The sequence below is a fragment of the Nonlabens sp. genome (genome assembly GCF_965660805.1).
Classification (GTDB): domain Bacteria; phylum Bacteroidota; class Bacteroidia; order Flavobacteriales; family Flavobacteriaceae; genus Nonlabens.
Genome location: NZ_CBFIBE010000002.1, coordinates 98827 through 119937 on the forward strand (window position 1 = coordinate 98827; position 21111 = coordinate 119937).

Here is a 21111-nt window from a genome sequence, read left to right on the forward strand (position 1 = left end):
TTCAAAGTTAGAACCATTCCCCTTTTTATAAGGAATGAAACGTACATCACTTATTAACGAAAACCATTGTTTTGTAAACAAATTAATAAAAAACAGTTTTAAAAGGAGCTTAAGCCTTTTAATAGTACTAGTTATTTTTATGACGCTTTCGCGAAAGCGTTATTATCAAAATCCTCACCTTTTCACTTATCGTTTTTAATCTTTTAAATTCAAGTTCAAATTCATTCAAGTATCTTTGCACTTCATGAAATTTGATTTATTACAAACCGATTCACAAAGCCAAGCGAGAGCTGGAGTTGTCCATACAGATCACGGAGCGATTGAGACTCCTATTTTTATGCCTGTAGGTACACTAGGTACCGTAAAAGGTGTTCATCAACGTGAGTTAGAAGATGAGGTGAATCCAGATATAATACTGGCAAACACCTATCATTTATACTTGCGACCAGGAATAGATGTGCTAGAAAAGGCTGGTGGATTGCACAAGTTTATGAATTGGGATCGTCCTATTTTAACAGATTCTGGTGGTTATCAAGTGTATTCCTTAAGTGCAAACCGCAAGATTAAGGAAGAAGGAGTGAAATTTAAATCACATATAGATGGTTCTTATCACTTTTTTACACCAGAACGTGCTATGGATATACAGCGCAGTATAGGTGCAGATATTATTATGGCTTTTGATGAGTGTACACCTTATCCATGTGAGTATAATTATGCAAGACGCAGTATGCACATGACCCATAGATGGTTAAAGAGATGTATAGAGCATTTTAATAATACGCCTGATAAGTATGGTTTTAAACAGACCTTATTTCCTATTATACAAGGTAGTACTTATACAGATTTAAGACAGCAAAGTGCAGAGTTTATAGCAAATTGTGATTTACCTGCAAATGCTATAGGTGGTCTCTCAGTAGGTGAGCCGGCTGAAGAAATGTATGCTATGACTGATGTAGTTACAGCGGTATTACCTAAAGATAAACCTAGGTACCTTATGGGTGTAGGAACACCTATTAATTTACTGGAAAATGTAGCGCTAGGTGTGGACATGTTTGATTGTGTAATGCCTACTCGTAATGGTCGCAATGGTATGATATTTACCGCTCATGGTACTATGAACATGAAGAATAAGAAATGGGAAACAGACTTCTCTCCACTTGATCCAGCAGCATATGCATGGGTAGATACTGCTTATTCTAAGGCTTATGTAAGGCATCTATTTACTGTAAATGAAATGCTGGGAAGACAAATTTGTACCATACACAATTTATCGTTTTATTTATGGTTAATGAGAGAGGCACGTAAACATATTCTTGCCGGTGACTTTAGAACATGGAAAGATAAGATGGTAAAACAAATGGATAATAGACTCTAGTGCTTAAAATTCTAGATAAATATATACTTAAACAGTACTTAGGAGCATTTTTGCTGCTGCTGTGTCTTTTCATTCCTATTATGATAACGGTTCATATAGCTGAGAAGATAGGTAAAATCATAGCTCAGGACATACCGTTTACTGAAGTGATGATGTATTTACTGGACTTTACCATATACTTCTCTAACTTCTTGTTTCCTATTTTCCTGTTTATATCTACCATGTTTTTTACCTCTAAGCTGGCTAATAATACTGAGGTAGTCGCTTTTTTAAGTTCTGGAGTTTCTTATAATCGCTTTTTAAGGCCTTATTTAATAGGAGCTGTTATAGTTTGTGTTACGGCACTTGCATTTAGTACCATATTTGTGCCTGATGCTGCTGCTGGTTTTAATGAATTCCAGTACAAGTACTTTAAGTCTGAACGTGAGAAACAAACCTCAAACGTGTTCAGACGTATTTCTGATAATGATTATGTCTATGTGAGTAATTACCAGTCTAAGACAAAAAGAGGTTATAACTTTACCTTAGAACATTTTGAAGATGATGAGCTAGTTTATAAAATTTATGCAGACCGCATTACGTTTAAGGATAGTCTTTATACCTTAAGTAATTATAAAAAACGTCTCCTTAAAGAAAATGGTGAAATTATTACCACTCAGATTAAATTAGATACCGTCATGAATTTTGATATAGATGAGTTAACACCATCATCTTATATTGCAGAGACACAGTCTTACCAGGAGCTACTAGATTTTATAGAAAAAGAAGAAAGTCGTGGAAATGGAAATATGAATGTCTATTATGTAGAGAAACATAAAAGAACCTCTATTCCTGTAAGTGCATTAATATTTACCATTATTGCGGTAGCTGTGTCATCAGTTAAAAAGCGTGGTGGTATGGGCGTGAATCTAGCCATAGGGCTTGCTATAGCGATGAGTTATATGTTTTTAGATAAAGTATTTGGGACTATTGCAGAGAAAAGTACTTCTTTTGAGCCATGGATTGCCGTATGGGTTCCTAATATATTCTTCGGTATTGTTGCTCTTTTATTGATACGTCATGCGCGACGATAGGTTACTTAATTATCTACACCTTCATTTTATAGTTTTTATTTGGGGTTTTACGGCTGTTCTAGGCGCGTTAATCAGTATAGACTCAGTGCCATTGGTATGGTATCGCATGTTAATCGCTGTAGTAATGATAGTGGTTTACATGAAGGTTAAAAAAGTTCCTTTTCAGTTCAGTGGTGTTCACAAATTATCCCGCAAGAGACTTTTATCTATATGCTTAGCTGGTGCAGTTATTGCATTACACTGGATTACATTTTTTGGTGCCATAAAAGTGTCAAACGTGTCGGTCACTCTAGCGATGATGAGCACAGGAGCTTTTTTTACAGCATTGTTAGAACCGCTTTTTACGCCTAAGAAACTGGTGTGGTATGAATTGGTTTTTGGTGTGGTTATCATAGGTGCGCTCTATTATATTTTTCAAGTAGAGACTCAGTATGTTTTAGGCATGATACTGGGACTGATCAGTGCTTTTCTTAGTGCTACGTTTTCAATAATGAATGTAACATTTGCTAAGGATCATCCACCATCTATGATTTCTTTTTATGAATTATTAAGTGGTGTGGTGTTATTATCATTTTTCTTTTTGTTGCCGCAGTTTCATTTTGTGACTCCACAAGAACTGTCTAGTGATGATTGGCTTTGGCTAGTTATTTTGGCTAGTATTTGTACAGCTTATGCTTTTATTGCTAGTGTTAAAGTGATGAAGTTTTTAAGTGCATACACGGTCATGCTCACCACTAATTTAGAGCCTGTTTATGGTATTCTACTCGCTTTTTTAATTCTAGGAGATGCAGAGCAAATGACACCTCATTTTTACATAGGTGCCTTAGTAATTCTATGTGTCATTATTTTAAACGGATTTATAAAAACGAGGTTTAAGCGCAAATAGTAGGTACTACTTAAAGATTGCTGTGTTAAGGTGTGTCAATGGTTTTTTATTCATGCTTTCGCGTAAGCGTGGTACTTAAAAGTCACTTCTGTTCATGTTCTTAACATCTTATACCAATTTGTGTTTAGAATCTCAAGTGAAGATGAAACGATTTATGAAGACATTTTATTCCAATTAGGTATTATGTCTTTATAGGGCTTACTGCTTAAAAGATTCTATTATATTTGCTTTACCAAACAGAATAACCTGAAGTTTATGGAATATCTTGATTTTGAATTACCTATCAAGGAACTAGAAGAAAAATACCAGCAAACACTTGCTATAGGAAGCGATAGCGAGGTAGATGTTACTGCCACTTGCAAGCAAATAGAAAAGAAATTAAAGGCAACTCGTAAGGAGATTTATGGTAATTTAACACCATGGCAGCGTGTGCAAATGTCCCGTCATCCTGCGCGTCCTTATACTTTAGATTACATTAAGGCCATTTGTGGGGAAACCTGGTTAGAGCTGCATGGTGATCGAGGAGTTAAGGATGATAAGGCGATGATAGGCGGATTAGGTAAAATAGGTGACCAGAGCTTTATGTTCATAGGTCAGCAAAAAGGATTTAATACAAAGACACGCCAGTACCGCAATTTTGGTATGGCAAATCCTGAAGGCTACCGTAAAGCACTGCGTTTAATGAAAAGCGCAGAGAAATTTGGTGTTCCCGTAGTGTGCTTGATCGATACTCCTGGAGCATATCCTGGCCTGGAGGCAGAGGAACGTGGGCAAGGTGAAGCTATTGCTCGCAATATTCTGGAAATGACTCGTTTAAAAGTGCCTATTATCGTAATGATTATAGGTGAAGGAGCTAGTGGTGGAGCCTTAGGTATAGGAGTAGGAGATCGAGTGGTGATGTTAGAAAATACCTGGTATTCTGTGATTTCTCCAGAATCTTGTTCGTCTATTTTATGGCGCAGTTGGGAATTTAAGGAACAAGCTGCTGATGCGTTAAAACTTACCGCAAAGGATATGAAAAAGATGAAACTGGTAGATGAAATTCTTAAAGAACCAGTAGGTGGTGCACATACTAATAGAGAAGATACGTTTAAGGCCGTTAGCGCGTGTATCATGCGCCACTATGATGAGCTGAAAAGTTTAGATTCTAAAGACCTTGTAGAACAGCGCATGGATAAATATGCGCAAATGGGTGTTTATACTGATTAATCATACCACTTTGTTTTTTGATTCTTACTAAAAATAGGAGAGAAGGAAACGCTTTATGAAGACATTATAAATACGTAGTAGAGATTTTCTGATATTAAAATCCTCAAACTAAAAGTTTGAGGATTTTTTATTTGATGATTTCGGTATTACTATCGAAGTGCTTTAAGATCCAGCGCTTAAGTCTTGAGATTCATAAGCACCAGCATCGGGAGCGGTGGCTGGTCTAGGGTTTCCTAAAATATCATTGGCTGCACCTGTCATAGGGTTTGCAATGCCATTTGCGCCACCTGTATCATCTATTTCTAGCTCATTATTATCTTCATCTTTAAAGATAGGATCTTGATTAATCACGTTAAGATTATATAATGAAGTATTTGTAAAATCATAATGAGGTAACCCTGTAAAATCATTAAAACGATCATTGAATTTAAGAAGTGAGTTTTCAAAACTAAAGTTGAATTGAGACACACCATCATCTGCTAGAATGAATTCTATATCTCGATCACCATAGATAATACAGTTTGTAAACTGAGCTTGTATTAAATCAGCGGTAAATTCAGTATTAGGGATAAGGTTTGAAATGAATAGGGTAGGATCCTGTCTAAAACTACTGTTCCAGTAATTTGCTATAGTACAATTATTAAAACGATACTCGCCACCTAATCTAAGAACTAATGAGGACTGGCCTGAATTGTTAATGACTAGATTTTCTGCCTCTATATGACCAGTAGTAGCGATTATTCCAGAGTTAGAACTATTATATATTTGAGTATTGTTGACTTTAAGGGTAGCACCATTTGAGGAAGGATTGCTATTATCCATTATAATACCTACACTAGCATTTTTAATGGTCGTGTGATTAATGATGTTATCTTTACTACCATCTGTGAGCCATATAGCTGCCCACTGGCCAGCGACATCAGCATAGATAGGCTCTAGTCGATCACCTTCAAATATGACTTCATTTTCTAAATCATCGGTAGTAGATGGAAGTCCATTAACTTGTAAACTTCCTTCATTACCTACTATAATACCACTGCCACTATGAAAGTGTAATCGTGCTCCGGCATCTATAGTTAACGTTTTATTTGCTGGAACGGCTGCAAATCCATAGATCACATAAGGTTTTGCTGCAGTAAGCGTGAGTTCTGTATCGTCGAGTATAAAACCGTTTATTCTAATTTCTTCTCCATCTTCATTAGTGCCCAGTAATAAGGTCTCTTCTACACCTTGTGCGTCTCGGGCTGGAAAAAGAAATATCGCATCTTGAACTAGAGTCACGAGTTCCACTTTTTGAAGATTAGGACCATTATCAAACTCTACAGCATCGGTGTATAAAAATTCATCTCCATTTGAAAAATCATTTATGTCTATTGTGGTTTCTACAAAAACAAAAAGAGAATCTTTGGCCAGTAGCTCTACGTTTTCAAAAACACGTCCAGGAACTCCATCTACGGCAAGTCTGTAGTTTGAGTTTTCGCCTTGAGCTAGAGCCACACGAGGAATGACTATATCATTACTACTGTTATTGTAAACTTTAAAGGTACGTGTACTAGAACCTATATTAGTAAATACAGTATCTAGGAAAACCGTGTCTTGTGAAAATCTTAAGTCTCCTGTACTATTTGAAAAAGAAAAATCATCTCTACAAGATGAGAAGATAATGGTTACAATAAGTACTGTAATTAATAGGACGTATTTTTTCATGAGAGTGTTTCAAATAAATCTCTTAACTCTTGAGAGATTTTTACCGGTTTACCTTTTTTATTAATGGCGCACCACACAGATTTTGTTTTAACAAGCAGCTGTTTAGTAGTGGCGTTATAGATTTCTATAAAACGTTCATACTTTACATTTGTTGCTTGACCTACTTGTGTTTTAATCTCAATGGTATCTCCTAGAAAAGCCGCCGCTTTATACTCTAGGTTATGCTTGATCATTACCCAGTCAAACTGTTTTTTAAGGGCTTCAGTTCCTATATTAAGCCAGTGTTCTACGGCAATGTCATTTGCCCATTTATTATAAACCACATTATTCACATGGTTCAAGTCATCTATCTCATCGTTTGTTACTTTTCTGGTAACGGTGTATATCGGTAAATCTGCGGTAATCACTATTTTTTAATTTTAATTTCAAACATTTTATCCCATCGCTTTCCGGTAATGAAAATGGTTCCTGTTTTAGAATTATAAGCTATTCCATTAAGAACGTTATCATCCTTATCAGCATTAGGGATTTGAGCGGTTATGGTTTTTAAATCTATGACTCCTTCTACTACTCCTGTTGTAGGGTTTATGATGGTAATACCATTAGTTTGATACACATTTGCATAAATTTTACCATCGATCCATTCCAGTTCGTTAATTTTGGAAATACTGTTTTTAGTAGAAATGACCTGAATGTAACCTAGTTCTTCATAGGTGACAGGATCTATTTTCCATATTTTATCAGTTCCATCACTTTTATAAAGGTAAGTACCGTCATTACAAAGTCCCCAGCCATCTTTACTTTTCCCGTATCTAAAGTCGTCTATTCTATTTAGTCCTAAATCATAAACATACCCATATCCAGCTTTCCACGATAATTGGTAGATTTTATCATTAAGAATAGTCATACCTTCTGCAAAAATATGGTCCGGTAATTCTAGCTTTTTTAAAGTTTCGCCGGTCTTTGCGTTTGTGATTCTCAAGTCACTCTCTCTAAACTGTCCAGTGCTTTCATAAAGCGAGTCTCCATAAAATTCTAAACCTTGCGTGTAAGACTCTTGTAAATGAGGATAAGTAGCAATCACTTCCATTTGGTAAACCTTGGCAGGCTTAGAAGCATATCTTGTAATATGCTCAGACTTAGAAACCATGTTCCCATCTTTAAAAATATGCGCTTGAAAGGTTAATTTCCCTAAGGGTTGATTTTCTAGCTTTCGCGAAAGCGTAATACCATGTTCTCCTTCCACTTTATGATCATTTATGGTCCATAAAACAGAGTCTATACCCATTCCAGCAGCGTCTATTACTGATAAATTAATGGTGTCAGCGTTAGTGTAAGAACTTTTAGGGTTAGAAATTTCTACACTGTAATTTTCTTTAAAGGTGTCAATATCATTCTTACATGCTGTTAATAAGGTGATTGCAAGTAAGCTTGTTGCGGCATATTTCCAGTTCATAGATGGTTTTTAATGACCCGAAATATAATGATAAAAATGCTTGCTTAAAATCTTTGCAGACTATAAACAAGGTTATATATTTGCACCTGGCAAGTCCTACACAACTAGCTCCTGTTGAACTCCTCCAGGGCGGGAACGCAGCAAAGGTAAGCGGTCGTAGCAGTGTGATGTAGGTAGCTTGCCTTTTTTTATGGCTATAAGCGAAATGCAAGTTTCTCAATTCTAGTTTGTTATGAAAAAAGTAGTTCTCGTTACAGGTGGTTCTAGTGGTATAGGTAAGTCCATCGCTATCTATTTACAGGATAAAAATTATACCGTTTATGGTACGAGTCGTAACCCAGATCGCTATGCAGATAGTCCTGTAAAATTACTAGCTATGGATGTTAAAGATGCGGTATCTATTCAAAATGCCGTTGATCAACTCATTCAACAGGAATCCCAAATTGACATTCTCATAAATAATGCAGGTGTAGGAATCACAGGTCCTGTAGAAGAAACTCCTATGGATGCGATCCACGCTGCAATGGATACTAATTTTTATGGACCTTTACGTGTGTTACAGGCTGTAATGCCGCACATGCGTGAACGCAAAAGTGGTCGGGTAATTAATATCACCAGTATTGCTGGTTACATGGGGTTACCGTATCGTGGGATTTACAGTGCTAGTAAAGGCGCACTAGAAATTATTACTGAGGCATATCGCATGGAATGTGCTCATTTGAATATTCATTTTAGTAACGTAGCACCAGGTGATTTTGCAACTAATATTGCTGCCGGTAGATTTCATGCACCAGTGGTAGAAGGAAGTGATTATGCGGCTGGTTATTCTAAGACTTTACAACTTATTGACGAGCATGTAGATGATGGCAATGATCCACAAGAGATGGCAATTAAGATTTATCAAATACTAGAAGAAAAAAATCCAGGAATACATTATAAAGTAGGTAGCTTTTTACAGAAGTTCTCTATCGTTCTTAAAAAGATCTTACCTGAAAAAAGATATGAAAAGATGTTGAAGAAACATTACAAGCTTTAAAAATCACTAGCTAGTCGTTCGAGTTCTTGAAGATTTTCTATTTTAATATTCTTTCCTTGAGTAGAGATATATCCTTTTTTCTTAAAATCAGAAAGTAATCTTATACAAGATTCTGTAGCTGTGCCTATCGCTGCTGCTAGATCTTCACGTGAAAGAATTAAAGTTAGATTTCCAGTTTCATCATCTTCACCAAACTGGTCTTTTAAATACAGTATAGATTGTGCTAGTCGCTGTTTTACCGTTTTTTGGGAAAGATCTACAATCATATCATCTGCGGTACGCAGTTCTGTGGCCATGGTGACTAGTAATTTTCTAACAAAGGCTGGATTATCTGCAATACGTTGCTCTATGGTGGATTTAGGAATAAAACATACTTCCATGTCTTCTAGTGCTGTGGCGCTTAAATTTGCATTTTCATCACATACTACAGAGCGCTGTCCTAAGATTTCTCCTTTAGAAGCAATTTTAACGATTTGATCACGACCTGATGAGGTCACTTTAGATAGTTTTGAGGCGCCTTCTCTAACACAATATATACCACTAAGACGCTGCCCTTCTTTAAAGATGGTAGCTCCTTTTTTTATAATTCGGGTTTCTTTTGCTCTGTTTATTTCAGTGAGTTCCTCAGTATTAAGCGCTTTAAGCGCATTATACTGTCTCACAATACAATTTTCACATTTGTTACTCATTCTTAGAACTTTACCTGCCTTAACAAATTTAAGAATTAGCGTTAAAAGTATGTTTAGTTTTTTAGTCATATTTTCACAAAATCTTGTTCAAAATAAATTAAATTTTATTGAACTAAATAAGGTGTAAAGCTGATAATTATCATATTTTAAAATGTTTACGTGATGCACTTTTGTACTTAGGTATAAAGAGCAAATAATAGTATTATGGATAATTGTTTCCATTGTGGTGATCCTTGTGTGGATCAAACCATTAAGCATGATGATAAATCGTTTTGCTGTAATGGTTGTCAACTGGTGTATGAAATCTTAAATGAAAATGATTTAGGGAATTATTATAGCCTAGATAGTAATCCAGGAATCTCGCCTAAATTCTCACGCGATAAATTTAATTTCTTAGAAAATGAAGATATTGTCGCAAAACTACTTGAGTTTAATGAAAACGATGTTCAAGTAGTTCAATTATCGATCCCTTCTATACACTGTAGTTCTTGTATATGGGTACTTGAAAATTTACAACGCATTCATAAAGGTGTAAAATCTTCTCAAGTAGATTTTCCTAAAAAACAGGTGCGAGTTACTTTTAATTCTAATGAACTCAACTTGAAAGATCTGGCAGTTCTTCTGGGAACTATAGGGTACGAGCCATACATTTCTCTAGAAGATTATGATGATAAGGAGAAAAAACCAGATCGCTCTTTAATATACAAGCTAGGTGTTGCTGGTTTTGCCTTTGGAAATGTAATGTTTTTATCATTTCCAGAGTATTTTGAAGTAGAAGAATTTTGGTTAGAGCAGTTTAAAGGGCTATTCCGCTGGATGATGTTTTTATTCTCATTGCCAGTCGTGTTTTATGCTGGTTTTGATTATATTAAGTCTGCTTATAAAGGAATTACCTCTGGTATTTTGAATATAGATATTCCTATCGCTTTAGGGATTATAGTCTTATTTGTACGCAGTACCATAGAAATTGTTTTTGACTTAGGAACTGGATTTTTAGACAGTCTTACGGGCTTAGTATTCTTTCTTTTACTAGGTCGTTTTTTTCAACAACGTACTTATGCTTACTTATCGTTTGACAGGGATTTTAAATCCTATTTCCCGATTGCTGTTACTAAGTTGAATAAAAATGGAGCTCAAATAACAGAGGAACAACTGCCTATTTATAAGGTAGAAAAAGGAGATCGATTATTAATACGTTCAGGCGAAATTTTACCTGTCGACGCCGTATTGTGGAGTGATAAGGCAAGTATGGATTACAGTTTTGTCACAGGAGAGTCTGATCATATTACTAAGGGTTTTGGAGAGGTTCTTTTTGCTGGAGGAAGACAGCAATCTGGTGCGATAGAGGTAGAGGCTATTAAAAATGTAGAGCAAAGCTATTTAACCAGTTTATGGAGTAATGATGTGTTTAAGAAAAAGCGTCATTCTAGTTTTCAAACTCTTGTAGATCGTATTTCAAAAAGATTTACCATCACTATTATCAGTATTGCAGTATTAGGTGCGCTAGCTTGGTTATTTATAAACCCATTAACCGCTATAAATGTGTTTACAGCAGTTCTTATTGTGGCCTGTCCATGTGCTATTGCTTTATCTACACCTTTTACTATGGGAAATATGCTGCGCATTTATGGTAATATGGGGTTTTACTTAAAAGAATCTGTCATTATAGAACGCATGTCTCAAATAGACACGATTGTATTTGATAAAACAGGAACGATTACAACAAGTTCTAGTGCTCAAATAGAGTATCAAGGAGAACCACTTAACCAGCAGCAAGAGGTAAATCTTGCTAGTACACTACGTGGTTCAAATCACCCCTTAAGTAGAGCACTCTATCAAGAATTAAAGAAGAATGATATCTTACCAGCACTGGACGATTTTCAAGAAGTCCCAGGAAAAGGCTTGATATCTAGACTTGATAAAGAGGTCATTAAAGTGGGCTCGCCATCATTTACTGCGGCACAATCTGCGTGTGATGGACAGGAAGAAACAGCAGTTCACGTAAATTATAATGAGCACTATAAAGGGAAATATGTCTTTAAAAATAAATACCGTACAGGCATAGAAGAGCTTTTTAAAAGGTTAGAAGATCATTACCAGCTGCATGTCATTTCTGGAGATAATGATGGAGAGCGAGCGCATTTAGAAAAGTTATTACCGTCTCAAGTATCCTTAAACTTTAACCAGCAACCAGAGCAAAAACTAGAATATATTAAAAACCTACAATCGCAAGGCTGCAAAGTCATGATGGTAGGAGATGGGCTTAATGATGCAGGAGCTTTGGCTCAAGCAGATGTAGGTGTTTCTATTGCTGAAAATGTGAACGTATTCACGCCAGCCTGTGATGGTATTATGGATGCTGGTATTTTGAACCAGATGGATGATGTGATTACGCTTTCGCGAAAAGCGGTAAACATCATAACCTGGTGTTTTGTACTGTCTCTATTTTATAACTTCATAGGGATTACCATCGCACTAAGCGGTAAATTAATGCCAGTAATGGCGGCTATTCTTATGCCAGTAAGTTCCTTAAGTGTAGTGTTTTTTACTACGATTATGACTAATCTTTTAGGTAGAAAATGGAACAAAAAAACTTTGTAAAACTGACAATTGTCATGTTTTAAAGAAGACTTGATAAATACTTTTGTGACGATAATTCAAATAGGTATGAGTATCATTTATATGTTATTAGCGGTGAGTGTCGTTGTGGCACTTGTATTTTTTGTCCTTTTCATAGTTTCTGTGAAAAATGGACAATATGATGACACATACACGCCCAGTGTGCGCATGCTGTTTGATGATGAGGTGGTGAACCCCACTAAGACTAAAGAAAACAACCAAATTAATTCAAAATAATTATGCAATTAGAACAATTCCATTACGATAATAAAATCGTTAAGAAGTTCCTCTACGCAACCATCCTGTGGGGTGTTGTAGGAATGTTAGTAGGTCTTTTACTGGCCTTTATGTTTTTGTTTCCTAACCTGACAGATGGGATTTCGTGGCTTAGTTTTGGTCGTTTGAGACCATTACATACTAATGCTGTGATCTTTGCCTTTGTCGGGAATGCTATTTTTGCTGGGGTTTATTATTCTACACAGCGCTTACTTAAAGCTCGTATGTGGAGTGATTTACTTTCTAATATTAACTTTTGGGGCTGGCAATTAATAATTGTCGCGGCGGCCATCACACTTCCGCTAGGGTTTACGTCTTCTAAAGAATATGCTGAACTAGAGTGGCCTATTGATATTGCAATCGCTTTAATTTGGGTGGCTTTTGGTTTGAACTTAATCGGGACTATGGTTAAGAGAAGACAGCGCCATTTATATGTAGCGATATGGTTTTACATCGCAACCTTTGTGACCGTAGCTGTACTGCATATCTTTAATAGTATGGCATTACCAGTAACTGCATTTAAAAGTTATTCAGCTTATGCAGGTGTGCAAGATGCATTAGTACAATGGTGGTATGGTCATAATGCGGTAGCATTTTTCTTAACGACACCATTCTTAGGATTAATGTACTATTTCGTTCCTAAGGCCGCAAACAGACCTGTTTATTCTTATAGACTATCTATCATTCACTTCTGGTCCTTAATATTTATTTATATCTGGGCAGGACCTCACCACTTATTATATAGTGCGTTACCAGATTGGGCACAAAATTTAGGAGTTGCCTTCTCTGTTATGCTTATCGCTCCATCATGGGGTGGAATGATTAATGGATTGTTAACACTACGTGGTGCCTGGGATAAGGTGCGTACTGATCCGGTTTTAAAGTTTATGGTGGTAGCGATTACAGGTTATGGTATGGCTACGTTTGAAGGTCCTATGCTGTCTCTTAAAAACGTAAACGCGATAGCTCACTTCTCTGACTGGATTATTGCTCACGTTCACGTAGGAGCACTAGCTTGGAATGGGTTTATGACTTTTGGTATTATTTATTATCTAGTACCTATTCTATTTAAGACTAAACTAGCCTCTACTAAACTGGCAAATTTCCATTTCTGGATAGGAACGCTAGGTATTATTTTATATGCACTACCTATGTATGTTGCAGGATTCGTTCAAGCATTTATGTGGAAACAATTTAATCCTGATGGAACACTAGCTTATGGTAACTTCTTAGAAACCGTAAATGAAATTATGCCTATGTACTGGATGCGTGCTATAGGTGGAGTATTCTACTTAACCGGTATGCTGGTGCTTGTTTATAATGTTATCATTACTATAAGACAAGGTAGCACGGTAACAGATGACCTTGTAGAAGCAGCTCCATTAACCCGAGTATCTAAAAGTAGAACTGCTAGTGAAGGATGGCATACCTGGTTAGAAAGAAAACCGTTAAAACTGACGCTTTATTCAACCGTAGCTATCTTAATAGGTGGACTGGTTCAGATTGTTCCATCATTAATGGTAGATGATTATATACCTGTAATTTCAAGTGTGAAACCTTATACTCCATTAGAACTTGAAGGAAGAGATATTTATATCAGAGAAGGTTGTGTGGGATGTCACTCGCAAATGATAAGACCTTTCCGTAGTGAAGTAGAGCGTTATGGAGAGTACTCTAAAGCTGGAGAGTATGTTTATGATCGACCATTCTTATTCGGTTCTAAGAGAACAGGTCCAGATTTAATGAGAGTAGGTGGTAAGTACAATGATAACTGGCACTTGAATCACTTTTATGATCCACAAACGACGAGTTCTGGTTCTATCATGCCATCCTATAAATGGTTGATTGCAAACAAGCACGATCGCAGTAATGCAGGAGATAAGCTAGAAGTTATGGCAACTTTAGGAGTTCCATATTCACCAGCTGATATTGAAAATGCACAAGAAAACATGGCGGCTCAAGCACTTAAAATAGAAAAAAGCTTGATGAATGATCCAGATTTTGCAAAAACCTATGCTGCTGATAAGAAATTTGCTGAGCAAAATGGGGAAGAATTTGTAGAAATGAGAGATAGAGAAGTGGTTTCTATCATTGCATACCTGCAACGATTAGGAACTGATATTAAGGTGAAAAACGGAGACGATTTAACCATTAATCAAAACGACTAAGCCATGCTCAAATTTATAAAAGGAAATCTAGAGGCTATTGATGGTGTATCCATCTATCCCATCATATCATTACTGATCTTTTTTACTTTTTTCTTAGTACTATTTCTATATGTGTTTACTGCAAAAAAGGATCATATTAAATCTCTAAGTGAGATGCCTATTAACGAACCAACTAAAATCCAAGAAAATGAATAAATCATCATTATTTAGAATCATAACCTTTATGATTATAGCAGTAGTTCTTTTTGAACTTGTTGCTGGTAAAGAGGGAACTTGGGCTGTTCAAGAATATCCATTAATCTGGTTAATTCTAGGAGTGTTATTCTTATGTGCATACTTGTTAGAAACAAGTGTAAAAACCTTAGAAAAAGTCTTGTACAACACACTGCCTGAAGAGGCAAAGGAGCGTTATGACGCAGCTGCTCTCGCTAGTAAAGAACAGGAATTTGCAGGAATCAAAAAAGTTTATGCAAAACTCTTAGGAGGTAAACCTATGGAGGAAGAAGGCGAGATAGAAATGGACCATAATTATGACGGTATCCGTGAGCTCGATAACAATTTGCCACCATGGTGGGTTTATTTATTTTATGCCACTATACTTTTTGGTGTGGTTTATTTAACAAAATACCACGTATTTGATGCAGCTCCAGATCAGGCTGAAGAATACCTTCAAGAGGTCGCTATAGCCGAAAAGGAAATAGAAGAATATAAAAGAACTGCAAAAGACTTAATCGATGTAAACACGGTAACGCTGCTTACTGATGCCTCAGACCTTAATGCAGGAAAAACTATTTTTCAAGAAAACTGTATAGCCTGTCACAAAGCCGATGGTGGAGGTGGAATAGGACCTAACCTTACAGATAAACACTGGATTTTAGGTGGTGGAATTAAAAATGTATTCAACACCATAAGTGAAGGTGGACGTGATGGAAAAGGAATGGTGTCCTGGAAAGCAGATTTATCACCTAGTGAAATGGCACAAGTGGCCAGCTATGTAGTCATGTTTGAAGGAACAACTCCAGCAAAACCTAAAGAAGCTGAAGGAGAGATATGGGTCGATCCTAATGCACCAGAAAAAACTTCTGAACCTGAGGTAGAGGAAACCCCAGTGGACTCCACAGCTGTTACAATGAATAACTAGGAATAATAGAATAATAAAATGGAAACACCAGAAAATGAAGTTTTTAGAGACAGTATCGCTACCATTAATGAAGATGGTAAGCGCAGCTGGTTGTACCCTAAAAAACCATCAGGTAAATTTTATGATTACCGTAAATGGGTAAGCTATGGTTTACTGGCATTTTTACTGGCGGCTCCATTTATTAAAGTAAACGGCAACCAGTTCATTATGATTAATGTACTGGAGCGTCGTTTTAATATACTAGGTTTCCCTTTCTGGCCACAAGATTTCCACCTTTTTGTCATTATGATGATCATAGGTGTGGTATTTGTCATCTTTTTTACGGTAGCTTTTGGTAGAATATTTTGTGGATGGATGTGTCCGCAAACTATTTTTATGGAGATGGTGTTCCGTAGAATAGAGTACTGGATAGAAGGAGATCGAGGAAAACAAATAAGACTAGATAAGCAAAAATGGGATGCCGAAAAAATACGCAAAAAAGGAACTAAATGGTTCTTATTTGCCCTGATCTCATTCATTATTGCAAATGTGTTTCTAGCCTATTTAATAGGTAGCGATCAATTATTAAAATATATTAAAGATGGACCGCTGGCACACTTGAGCACCTTGATATCGCTGATCATTTTTACTTCAGTCTTTTATTTTGTTTTTGCTTGGTTTAGAGAGCAAGTATGTATCATCGCCTGTCCTTATGGTAGACTGCAAGGAGTATTGCTAGATGATAAATCCATCATTGTGGCTTATGACCATAAACGAGGAGAAAAAGAAGAAGGTCGAGCCCTTTTTAAGAAGAATGAAGATAGAGCAGCTACTGGTAAAGGAGATTGTATAGATTGTTTCCAGTGTGTTCATGTATGTCCTACAGGAATAGATATTAGAAATGGTACACAACTAGAATGTGTGAACTGTACGGCATGTATAGATGCTTGTGATAGCATGATGGAAAAGGTGAATCTACCTAAAGGATTGATACGCTATGCCAGTGAGGATAATATTACCAAAGGTAAAAAGTTTGAATTCTCAGCTCGCTTAAAAGGTTATACTGCCGTTTTAGTGATTCTATTAGGCGTTTTTGCAGGAATGATGTTCCTGAGAAATGATGTAGAGGCTCGAGTATTGAGACTACCAGGTTCTCTCTATGAGCACAAAGGAGAAACCATTATCAGTAATGTGTACACTTATAAACTGGTAAATAAAACGGTGGTTCCTATCGAGGATATTAGTTTTAAATTAATGTCGCATAAAGGAACTATTTCTCTTGTAAAAAATGACGGTTTTGATATTCAAAAAGAAGGCCTTGCAGAAGGTACTTTATTTATAGAACTAGAAACCGGAGCTATAAAAAGTGATAAGGAACGTGTAGAAATAGGGATTTATAGTGGAGACGATTTGATAGAAACCACTACGACCTCTTTTCTAGGGCCTAGAAGTTATAAATAATAAAAATGGTATTGTACAAACGCTTTTTTTAATCTCGCTTTCGCCAAAGCGTAATAAATATAAGTTCATTGATTACAAAAGCCTGATAGCAACAAAATAGAACAATTATGAAACTCAATTGGGGAACCAGCATAGCCATTGCGATTACACTTTTTATAGGTTTTATAATGGTGATGGTAGTAACGATGCTTACAGATAAAGGTTTTGATCACGACATGGTCACTACAGAGTATTATAAAAAAGAATTGCTTTTTCAACAAGAGATTGATGCAGAGCAAAACGCAACAAACATGGGTGAAATTAAAGGCCAAAGAACCACAACTGGTTGGGCGCTAGAATTTCCTGAAAGTATAAAAGAAACTGATTTTAAAGGAACAGTGTCCCTTTATAGACCGTCAGATAAGCAACTAGATTTTGACCTGCCTATAGTCTTATCTGGTAATTATTTGCTCATACCTGACAAACGCTTAAAAGACGGTCGATGGGACATTCTTATAACGGCTACCGTAGATGGAAAACCATTTAAATATAAGGAATCTATAATTTATTAATATGCTGTGGTCTGGTTTTATATTAGGATTATTGGGCAGTTTCCACTGTATGGGAATGTGTGGTCCCATAGCCTTTTTACTACCTGTAGAGCATAAGAAACCTGCTAAAAAAGCACTGCAAGTGTCTGTTTACCATTCTGGTAGACTGTTTGCTTATGGGTTGATAGGTCTGTTGTTGGGTCTGGTAGGGAAAAGTTTTGATCTCTTTGGACTGCAGCAGCAATTAAGTATTATAGTAGGAGCGGCCATGATTATTATGGTGGTTATTACTTATTACATAGGCATGAATTTTACAGTGACTCAACCTTTATACAGACTGGTAGGGAAATTAAAAAGTGCTATGGGTAAGGAGCTCAAGAAAAAAACATTTGATGCATTTTTTACCATGGGATTTTTAAATGGATTGCTACCATGTGGACTAGTTTACATGGCAGTAATAGGAGCGATAGGAGCTGGGAATGCTGCAGAAGGTGCTGTTTATATGATGTTCTTTGGGCTAGGTACGGTTCCATTAATGACCGCAGCGGTATATCTAGGGAACGTGATTTCCTTAAAAGTAAAAGCTGCGATGAAAAAAGCGGTTCCAGTTTTTGTAATCGCAATAGGAGTACTTTTTATAGTTAGAGGTTTAGGTCTAGGTATACCTTATCTGTCTCCTAAAAATATGAGTAATCAACAGACAGCACAAGAGTCCTGTCACACACCTATAATATTAACTGACAACTAAAATTAAAAGATATGAAAATGTTACCTCTAGTAGATTGGACCATGGGAGCCGCAATTATAGGAGTTTTTGTCCTAGTATGTGTAGCCCTTGTTGCCATAGTTATGAGTATGATGAACTCAGATAAGAAAAAGAATGAAAGTACTAAGACTGAATAAGTCTATAGTGAGAATGTTTCATGGGGCATCTTAAGGTGCATCGTGATTTATTTTGGTTAATTGGTTGAAAGAGGTATTTCTTAAGAAGTACCTCTTTCTTAGTTCTTGAGATTGATTTAGAAGGCAACCATTACTTTAAAAGCCTCCTGAGTAAAATTCAAATCAAGTTAAGTAGTTTCATAGAAGATACCGAGCGCAGCTCATGGGATAGATGTCCACAAATAAGCTTCAAAACTCACCAGTTAATCCACTAAAAAACTTTCCAAAATGAGAGGTTTAAAAATAACATTTAGGGAAATGTTACCTTTTAAACAGTCATAGAAAACAACTGTGTATCTGGTTTTTTACGTTTTAACCTTAGGTCAAATGCCATACAGATGTTGCGTACAAAACCACGACCGCTTTCTGGTACCGTAATGCGATTGCTGTCTATAAGGAGAATGCCATCTTCTTCCATTTCTTTAAGGCTTATCAGAACATCTGGTAATTCTTTAAAATATAACGTGCCATGTGGTTCCCACCTGGTTTCAAAATGGCACATCAAGTTGAGAATATGTTTTCTGATAATGAGATCTTCTTCATTTAATAAATGACCTCTGTAAACGGGAATGATATCTTGATCGAGTAGTTTTTTATACTCAGTGATACTTTTTACGTTTTGCGCAAAACCGTACCAGCTGTCGCTTATAGAAGAAACGCCTAGACCTATCATGGCTTGTGAACTGCTAGCGCTATAACCCATAAAGTTGCGATGTAATTTTTTACTTTCCATAGCGATGTTGAGTTCATCTGTTACCAGCGCAAAGTGATCCATACCTATCTCTATATAGCCAGCATCTTCCAGCATTTGTTTACCGATCTCGTATTGGGCTCTTTTTTCATCGGGACTAGGAAGGTTATCTTTAGAAAAACCACGCTGCCCGTTTCCTTTAATCCACGGCACAAAAGCATAACTGTAAAAAGCGATACGATCCGGTTTTAAAGCAATAGTTTGCTCGATAGTATGAATGACATGTTCTTGCTTTTGAAAAGGTAATCCATAAATTAAATCATGTCCTATAGATTCATAACCTAGTTTTCTAGCATTAATAGTCGCCCTTTGCACATTTTCAAAAGGCTGAACTCTATGTATGGCTTTTTGAACCTCTAGATTATAATCTTGCACACCATAACTTACACGGTTAAAACCCAATTCATGTAAGGTTTTAAGATGGTCTTTGGTAGTATTATTAGGATGTCCTTCAAAACTTAGCGCTGCATTTTTTCCTTTAATCGCAAACTTAAAAATACCATCTATAAGTCTTTTAAGATGTTCTGGTGAGAAAAAAGTAGGTGTTCCACCGCCTAGATGCAATTCACTAATCACAGGTACTTCATCAAAAAGAGTGAGGTAAAGTGACCATTCCTTAAGCAAGTTTGTAATGTAAGGCAACTCTACTTTGTGATTTACGGTAATACGCTTGTTACATCCGCAAAAGGTGCACATGGCCTCACAAAATGGTAAATGGATATAAAGACTTATTCCTTCCTTATGATTAGATTCTTTAAAACTCCTAATAACTGAGCTTTCCCAGGAGTCTTTAGTAAAGTTACTTTCTTCCCAATAAGGTACTGTAGGGTAACTGGTGTATCGTGGACCAGCCACATTGTATTTCTGAACGAGTGATGACATACCTGACTTTATGTGAGCACACCTCTATATAAGAGTCCTACGTGTGCTTTTTATGAAAGGCTAAAACTATCTAGAATGTGCCTTTTAAAACATGACAATTGTCAGTTAGTAAGAAGACTTAAAAGAAATCAAGCTATTGCTTATTAAATGCCTTCTTTTTAATAATTTTGAAACTCTAACGCTACGTATCTTTTGGAAGATTATTATCTCTATATAAAAGCCTTACATCTCATATTTATAGTCACCTGGTTTGCGGGATTATTTTACATTCCGCGGCTGTTTGTGTATCAAATAGAGGCGCATCAAGAAGAAGAACCAGCTCGTTCCATTTTACTCAGGCAATTAAAATTAATGACTCGCAGGCTTTGGTACATTATCTCGTGGCCTAGTGCTGTGCTAGCGACCGCATTTGCATTATTGCTCATTTACATCAATCCAGACATCGTTCTTGCTACGTGGATGCAAGTTAAACTGGGCTTTGTTGTACTCCTTATCATCTATCATTTAAAAACACATTTTATTTTTAAAGAATTAGAAAATGATGTCATTAAATGGACTTCAAACGGCATGCGGTTGTATAATGAAGGAGCAACTCTTATCTTATTTGCGGTTATTTTCCTTGTGATATTGCGCAGCGCTATCAACTGGATTTATGGTCTCGTGGGATTATTTGCTTTAGCAGGTCTGTTGATGATTCTTTTTAAAATCTATAAGAGATATAGAAAGGGATAAGGGTTGTGGTTTACGCTTTCGCGAAAGCAAGATTCTTATAAAATATGTGGATCAATTATAGTTGAATAATACCCATTTACATTCCTAATGTAGCATATAATTCGTTTCTTTTTTGCCTATATTTTCAAAATAAAATGAAACCGTAGCTTAGGCTATGCTTTAATTTTCTTTATCATCTAGTCAAAAAATAATTCAAATT

20 protein-coding genes and 1 other RNA gene are annotated in these 21111 nt (G+C 36.3%); 16 read left to right on the plus strand and 5 right to left on the minus strand.

The features are described from left to right. Positions 1-244: 244 nt before the first annotated feature. From tgt to ACTF48_RS01315, 4 genes are all read left to right on the plus strand, one after another. Entirely contained in the window at positions 245-1375 is a 1131-nt protein-coding gene (tgt, locus tag ACTF48_RS01300) for a tRNA guanosine(34) transglycosylase Tgt (protein WP_438961327.1), read from the plus strand. Next, the gene (locus tag ACTF48_RS01305) at positions 1375-2448 is read left to right on the plus strand and encodes an LptF/LptG family permease (RefSeq protein WP_438961328.1); all 1074 of its coding nucleotides are present in this window, start codon (positions 1375-1377) and stop codon (positions 2446-2448) included. Before tgt ends, ACTF48_RS01305 begins: the two co-directional genes overlap by 1 nt. After that, entirely contained in the window at positions 2435-3334 is a 900-nt protein-coding gene (locus tag ACTF48_RS01310; RefSeq protein WP_438961329.1) for a DMT family transporter, read from the plus strand. Before ACTF48_RS01305 ends, ACTF48_RS01310 begins: the two co-directional genes overlap by 14 nt. Before the next feature lie 255 nt (positions 3335-3589). After that, positions 3590-4543: an acetyl-CoA carboxylase carboxyltransferase subunit alpha gene (locus tag ACTF48_RS01315; protein WP_438961330.1), complete on the plus strand. Its 954-nt coding sequence runs from the start codon at positions 3590-3592 to the stop codon at positions 4541-4543. A 162-nt stretch (positions 4544-4705) separates the two neighbouring features. On the opposite strand, the gene ACTF48_RS01320 is transcribed toward ACTF48_RS01315, so the two are convergent. The 3 genes from ACTF48_RS01320 to ACTF48_RS01330 are packed head-to-tail and all read right to left on the minus strand — an operon-like array spanning position 4706 to position 7706. Continuing rightward, complete coding sequence (locus ACTF48_RS01320; RefSeq protein ID WP_438961331.1) at positions 4706-6250, minus strand: hypothetical protein; 1545 nt, start codon at positions 6248-6250, stop codon at positions 4706-4708. After that, positions 6247-6657 (minus strand): acyl-CoA thioesterase, encoded by a 411-nt coding sequence (locus tag ACTF48_RS01325; protein ID WP_438961332.1) that lies wholly within the window; start codon positions 6655-6657, stop codon positions 6247-6249. Before ACTF48_RS01325 ends, ACTF48_RS01320 begins: the two co-directional genes overlap by 4 nt. Next, entirely contained in the window at positions 6657-7706 is a 1050-nt protein-coding gene (locus ACTF48_RS01330; RefSeq protein WP_438961333.1) for a glutaminyl-peptide cyclotransferase, read from the minus strand. The genes ACTF48_RS01325 and ACTF48_RS01330 overlap by 1 nt, the downstream gene beginning before the upstream one ends. Positions 7707-7793: 87 nt before the next feature. Between ACTF48_RS01330 and ffs the strand changes: the two genes are divergently transcribed. Continuing rightward, an RNA gene (gene ffs, locus ACTF48_RS01335) (signal recognition particle sRNA small type) lies at positions 7794-7893 on the plus strand. A gap of 45 nt (positions 7894-7938) precedes the next feature. Then, the gene (locus tag ACTF48_RS01340; RefSeq protein WP_438961334.1) at positions 7939-8742 is read left to right on the plus strand and encodes an SDR family oxidoreductase; all 804 of its coding nucleotides are present in this window, start codon (positions 7939-7941) and stop codon (positions 8740-8742) included. Here ACTF48_RS01340 and ACTF48_RS01345 read toward each other — a convergent pair. Then, on the minus strand, positions 8739-9431 hold the full coding sequence (locus ACTF48_RS01345) for a Crp/Fnr family transcriptional regulator (protein ID WP_438961335.1): 693 nt from the start codon (positions 9429-9431) through the stop codon (positions 8739-8741). The genes ACTF48_RS01340 and ACTF48_RS01345 overlap by 4 nt on opposite strands. A 204-nt stretch (positions 9432-9635) precedes the next feature. On the opposite strand from ACTF48_RS01345, the gene ACTF48_RS01350 reads away from it, so the two are divergent. The 9 genes from ACTF48_RS01350 to ACTF48_RS01390 all read left to right on the plus strand — a co-directional run bounded on the left by ACTF48_RS01350 (position 9636) and on the right by ACTF48_RS01390 (position 18508). Further along, complete coding sequence (locus ACTF48_RS01350) at positions 9636-12032, plus strand: heavy metal translocating P-type ATPase (protein WP_438961336.1); 2397 nt, start codon at positions 9636-9638, stop codon at positions 12030-12032. 66 nt (positions 12033-12098) lie between these two features. Continuing rightward, positions 12099-12287, plus strand: a complete 189-nt coding sequence (ccoS, locus tag ACTF48_RS01355; RefSeq protein WP_438961337.1) for a cbb3-type cytochrome oxidase assembly protein CcoS — start codon at positions 12099-12101, stop codon at positions 12285-12287. 2 nt (positions 12288-12289) lie between these two features. Beyond that, positions 12290-14494, plus strand: coding sequence for a cytochrome-c oxidase, cbb3-type subunit I (gene ccoN, locus ACTF48_RS01360; protein WP_438961338.1), 2205 nt, complete (start codon positions 12290-12292; stop codon positions 14492-14494). 3 nt (positions 14495-14497) lie between these two features. Continuing rightward, entirely contained in the window at positions 14498-14689 is a 192-nt protein-coding gene (locus ACTF48_RS01365; RefSeq protein ID WP_438961339.1) for a CcoQ/FixQ family Cbb3-type cytochrome c oxidase assembly chaperone, read from the plus strand. Next, positions 14682-15635, plus strand: a complete 954-nt coding sequence (locus tag ACTF48_RS01370; RefSeq protein ID WP_438961340.1) for a cbb3-type cytochrome c oxidase N-terminal domain-containing protein — start codon at positions 14682-14684, stop codon at positions 15633-15635. Before ACTF48_RS01365 ends, ACTF48_RS01370 begins: the two co-directional genes overlap by 8 nt. An 18-nt stretch (positions 15636-15653) precedes the next feature. Then, entirely contained in the window at positions 15654-17075 is a 1422-nt protein-coding gene (ccoG, locus tag ACTF48_RS01375) for a cytochrome c oxidase accessory protein CcoG (protein ID WP_438961341.1), read from the plus strand. A 107-nt stretch (positions 17076-17182) separates the two neighbouring features. After that, positions 17183-17626, plus strand: coding sequence for a FixH family protein (locus ACTF48_RS01380; RefSeq protein ID WP_438961342.1), 444 nt, complete (start codon positions 17183-17185; stop codon positions 17624-17626). A gap of 1 nt (position 17627) precedes the next feature. Continuing rightward, positions 17628-18353, plus strand: a complete 726-nt coding sequence (locus tag ACTF48_RS01385; RefSeq protein ID WP_438961343.1) for a sulfite exporter TauE/SafE family protein — start codon at positions 17628-17630, stop codon at positions 18351-18353. 11 nt (positions 18354-18364) lie between these two features. Next, positions 18365-18508, plus strand: coding sequence for a hypothetical protein (locus ACTF48_RS01390; RefSeq protein ID WP_438961344.1), 144 nt, complete (start codon positions 18365-18367; stop codon positions 18506-18508). Positions 18509-18815: 307 nt separating this feature from the next. On the opposite strand, the gene hemN is transcribed toward ACTF48_RS01390, so the two are convergent. Continuing rightward, positions 18816-20180: an oxygen-independent coproporphyrinogen III oxidase gene (gene hemN, locus ACTF48_RS01395; protein ID WP_438961345.1), complete on the minus strand. Its 1365-nt coding sequence runs from the start codon at positions 20178-20180 to the stop codon at positions 18816-18818. A 192-nt stretch (positions 20181-20372) separates the two neighbouring features. Between hemN and ACTF48_RS01400 the strand changes: the two genes are divergently transcribed. Next, complete coding sequence (locus tag ACTF48_RS01400) at positions 20373-20912, plus strand: CopD family protein (protein ID WP_438961346.1); 540 nt, start codon at positions 20373-20375, stop codon at positions 20910-20912. The last annotated feature ends 199 nt before the right edge of the window (positions 20913-21111 follow it).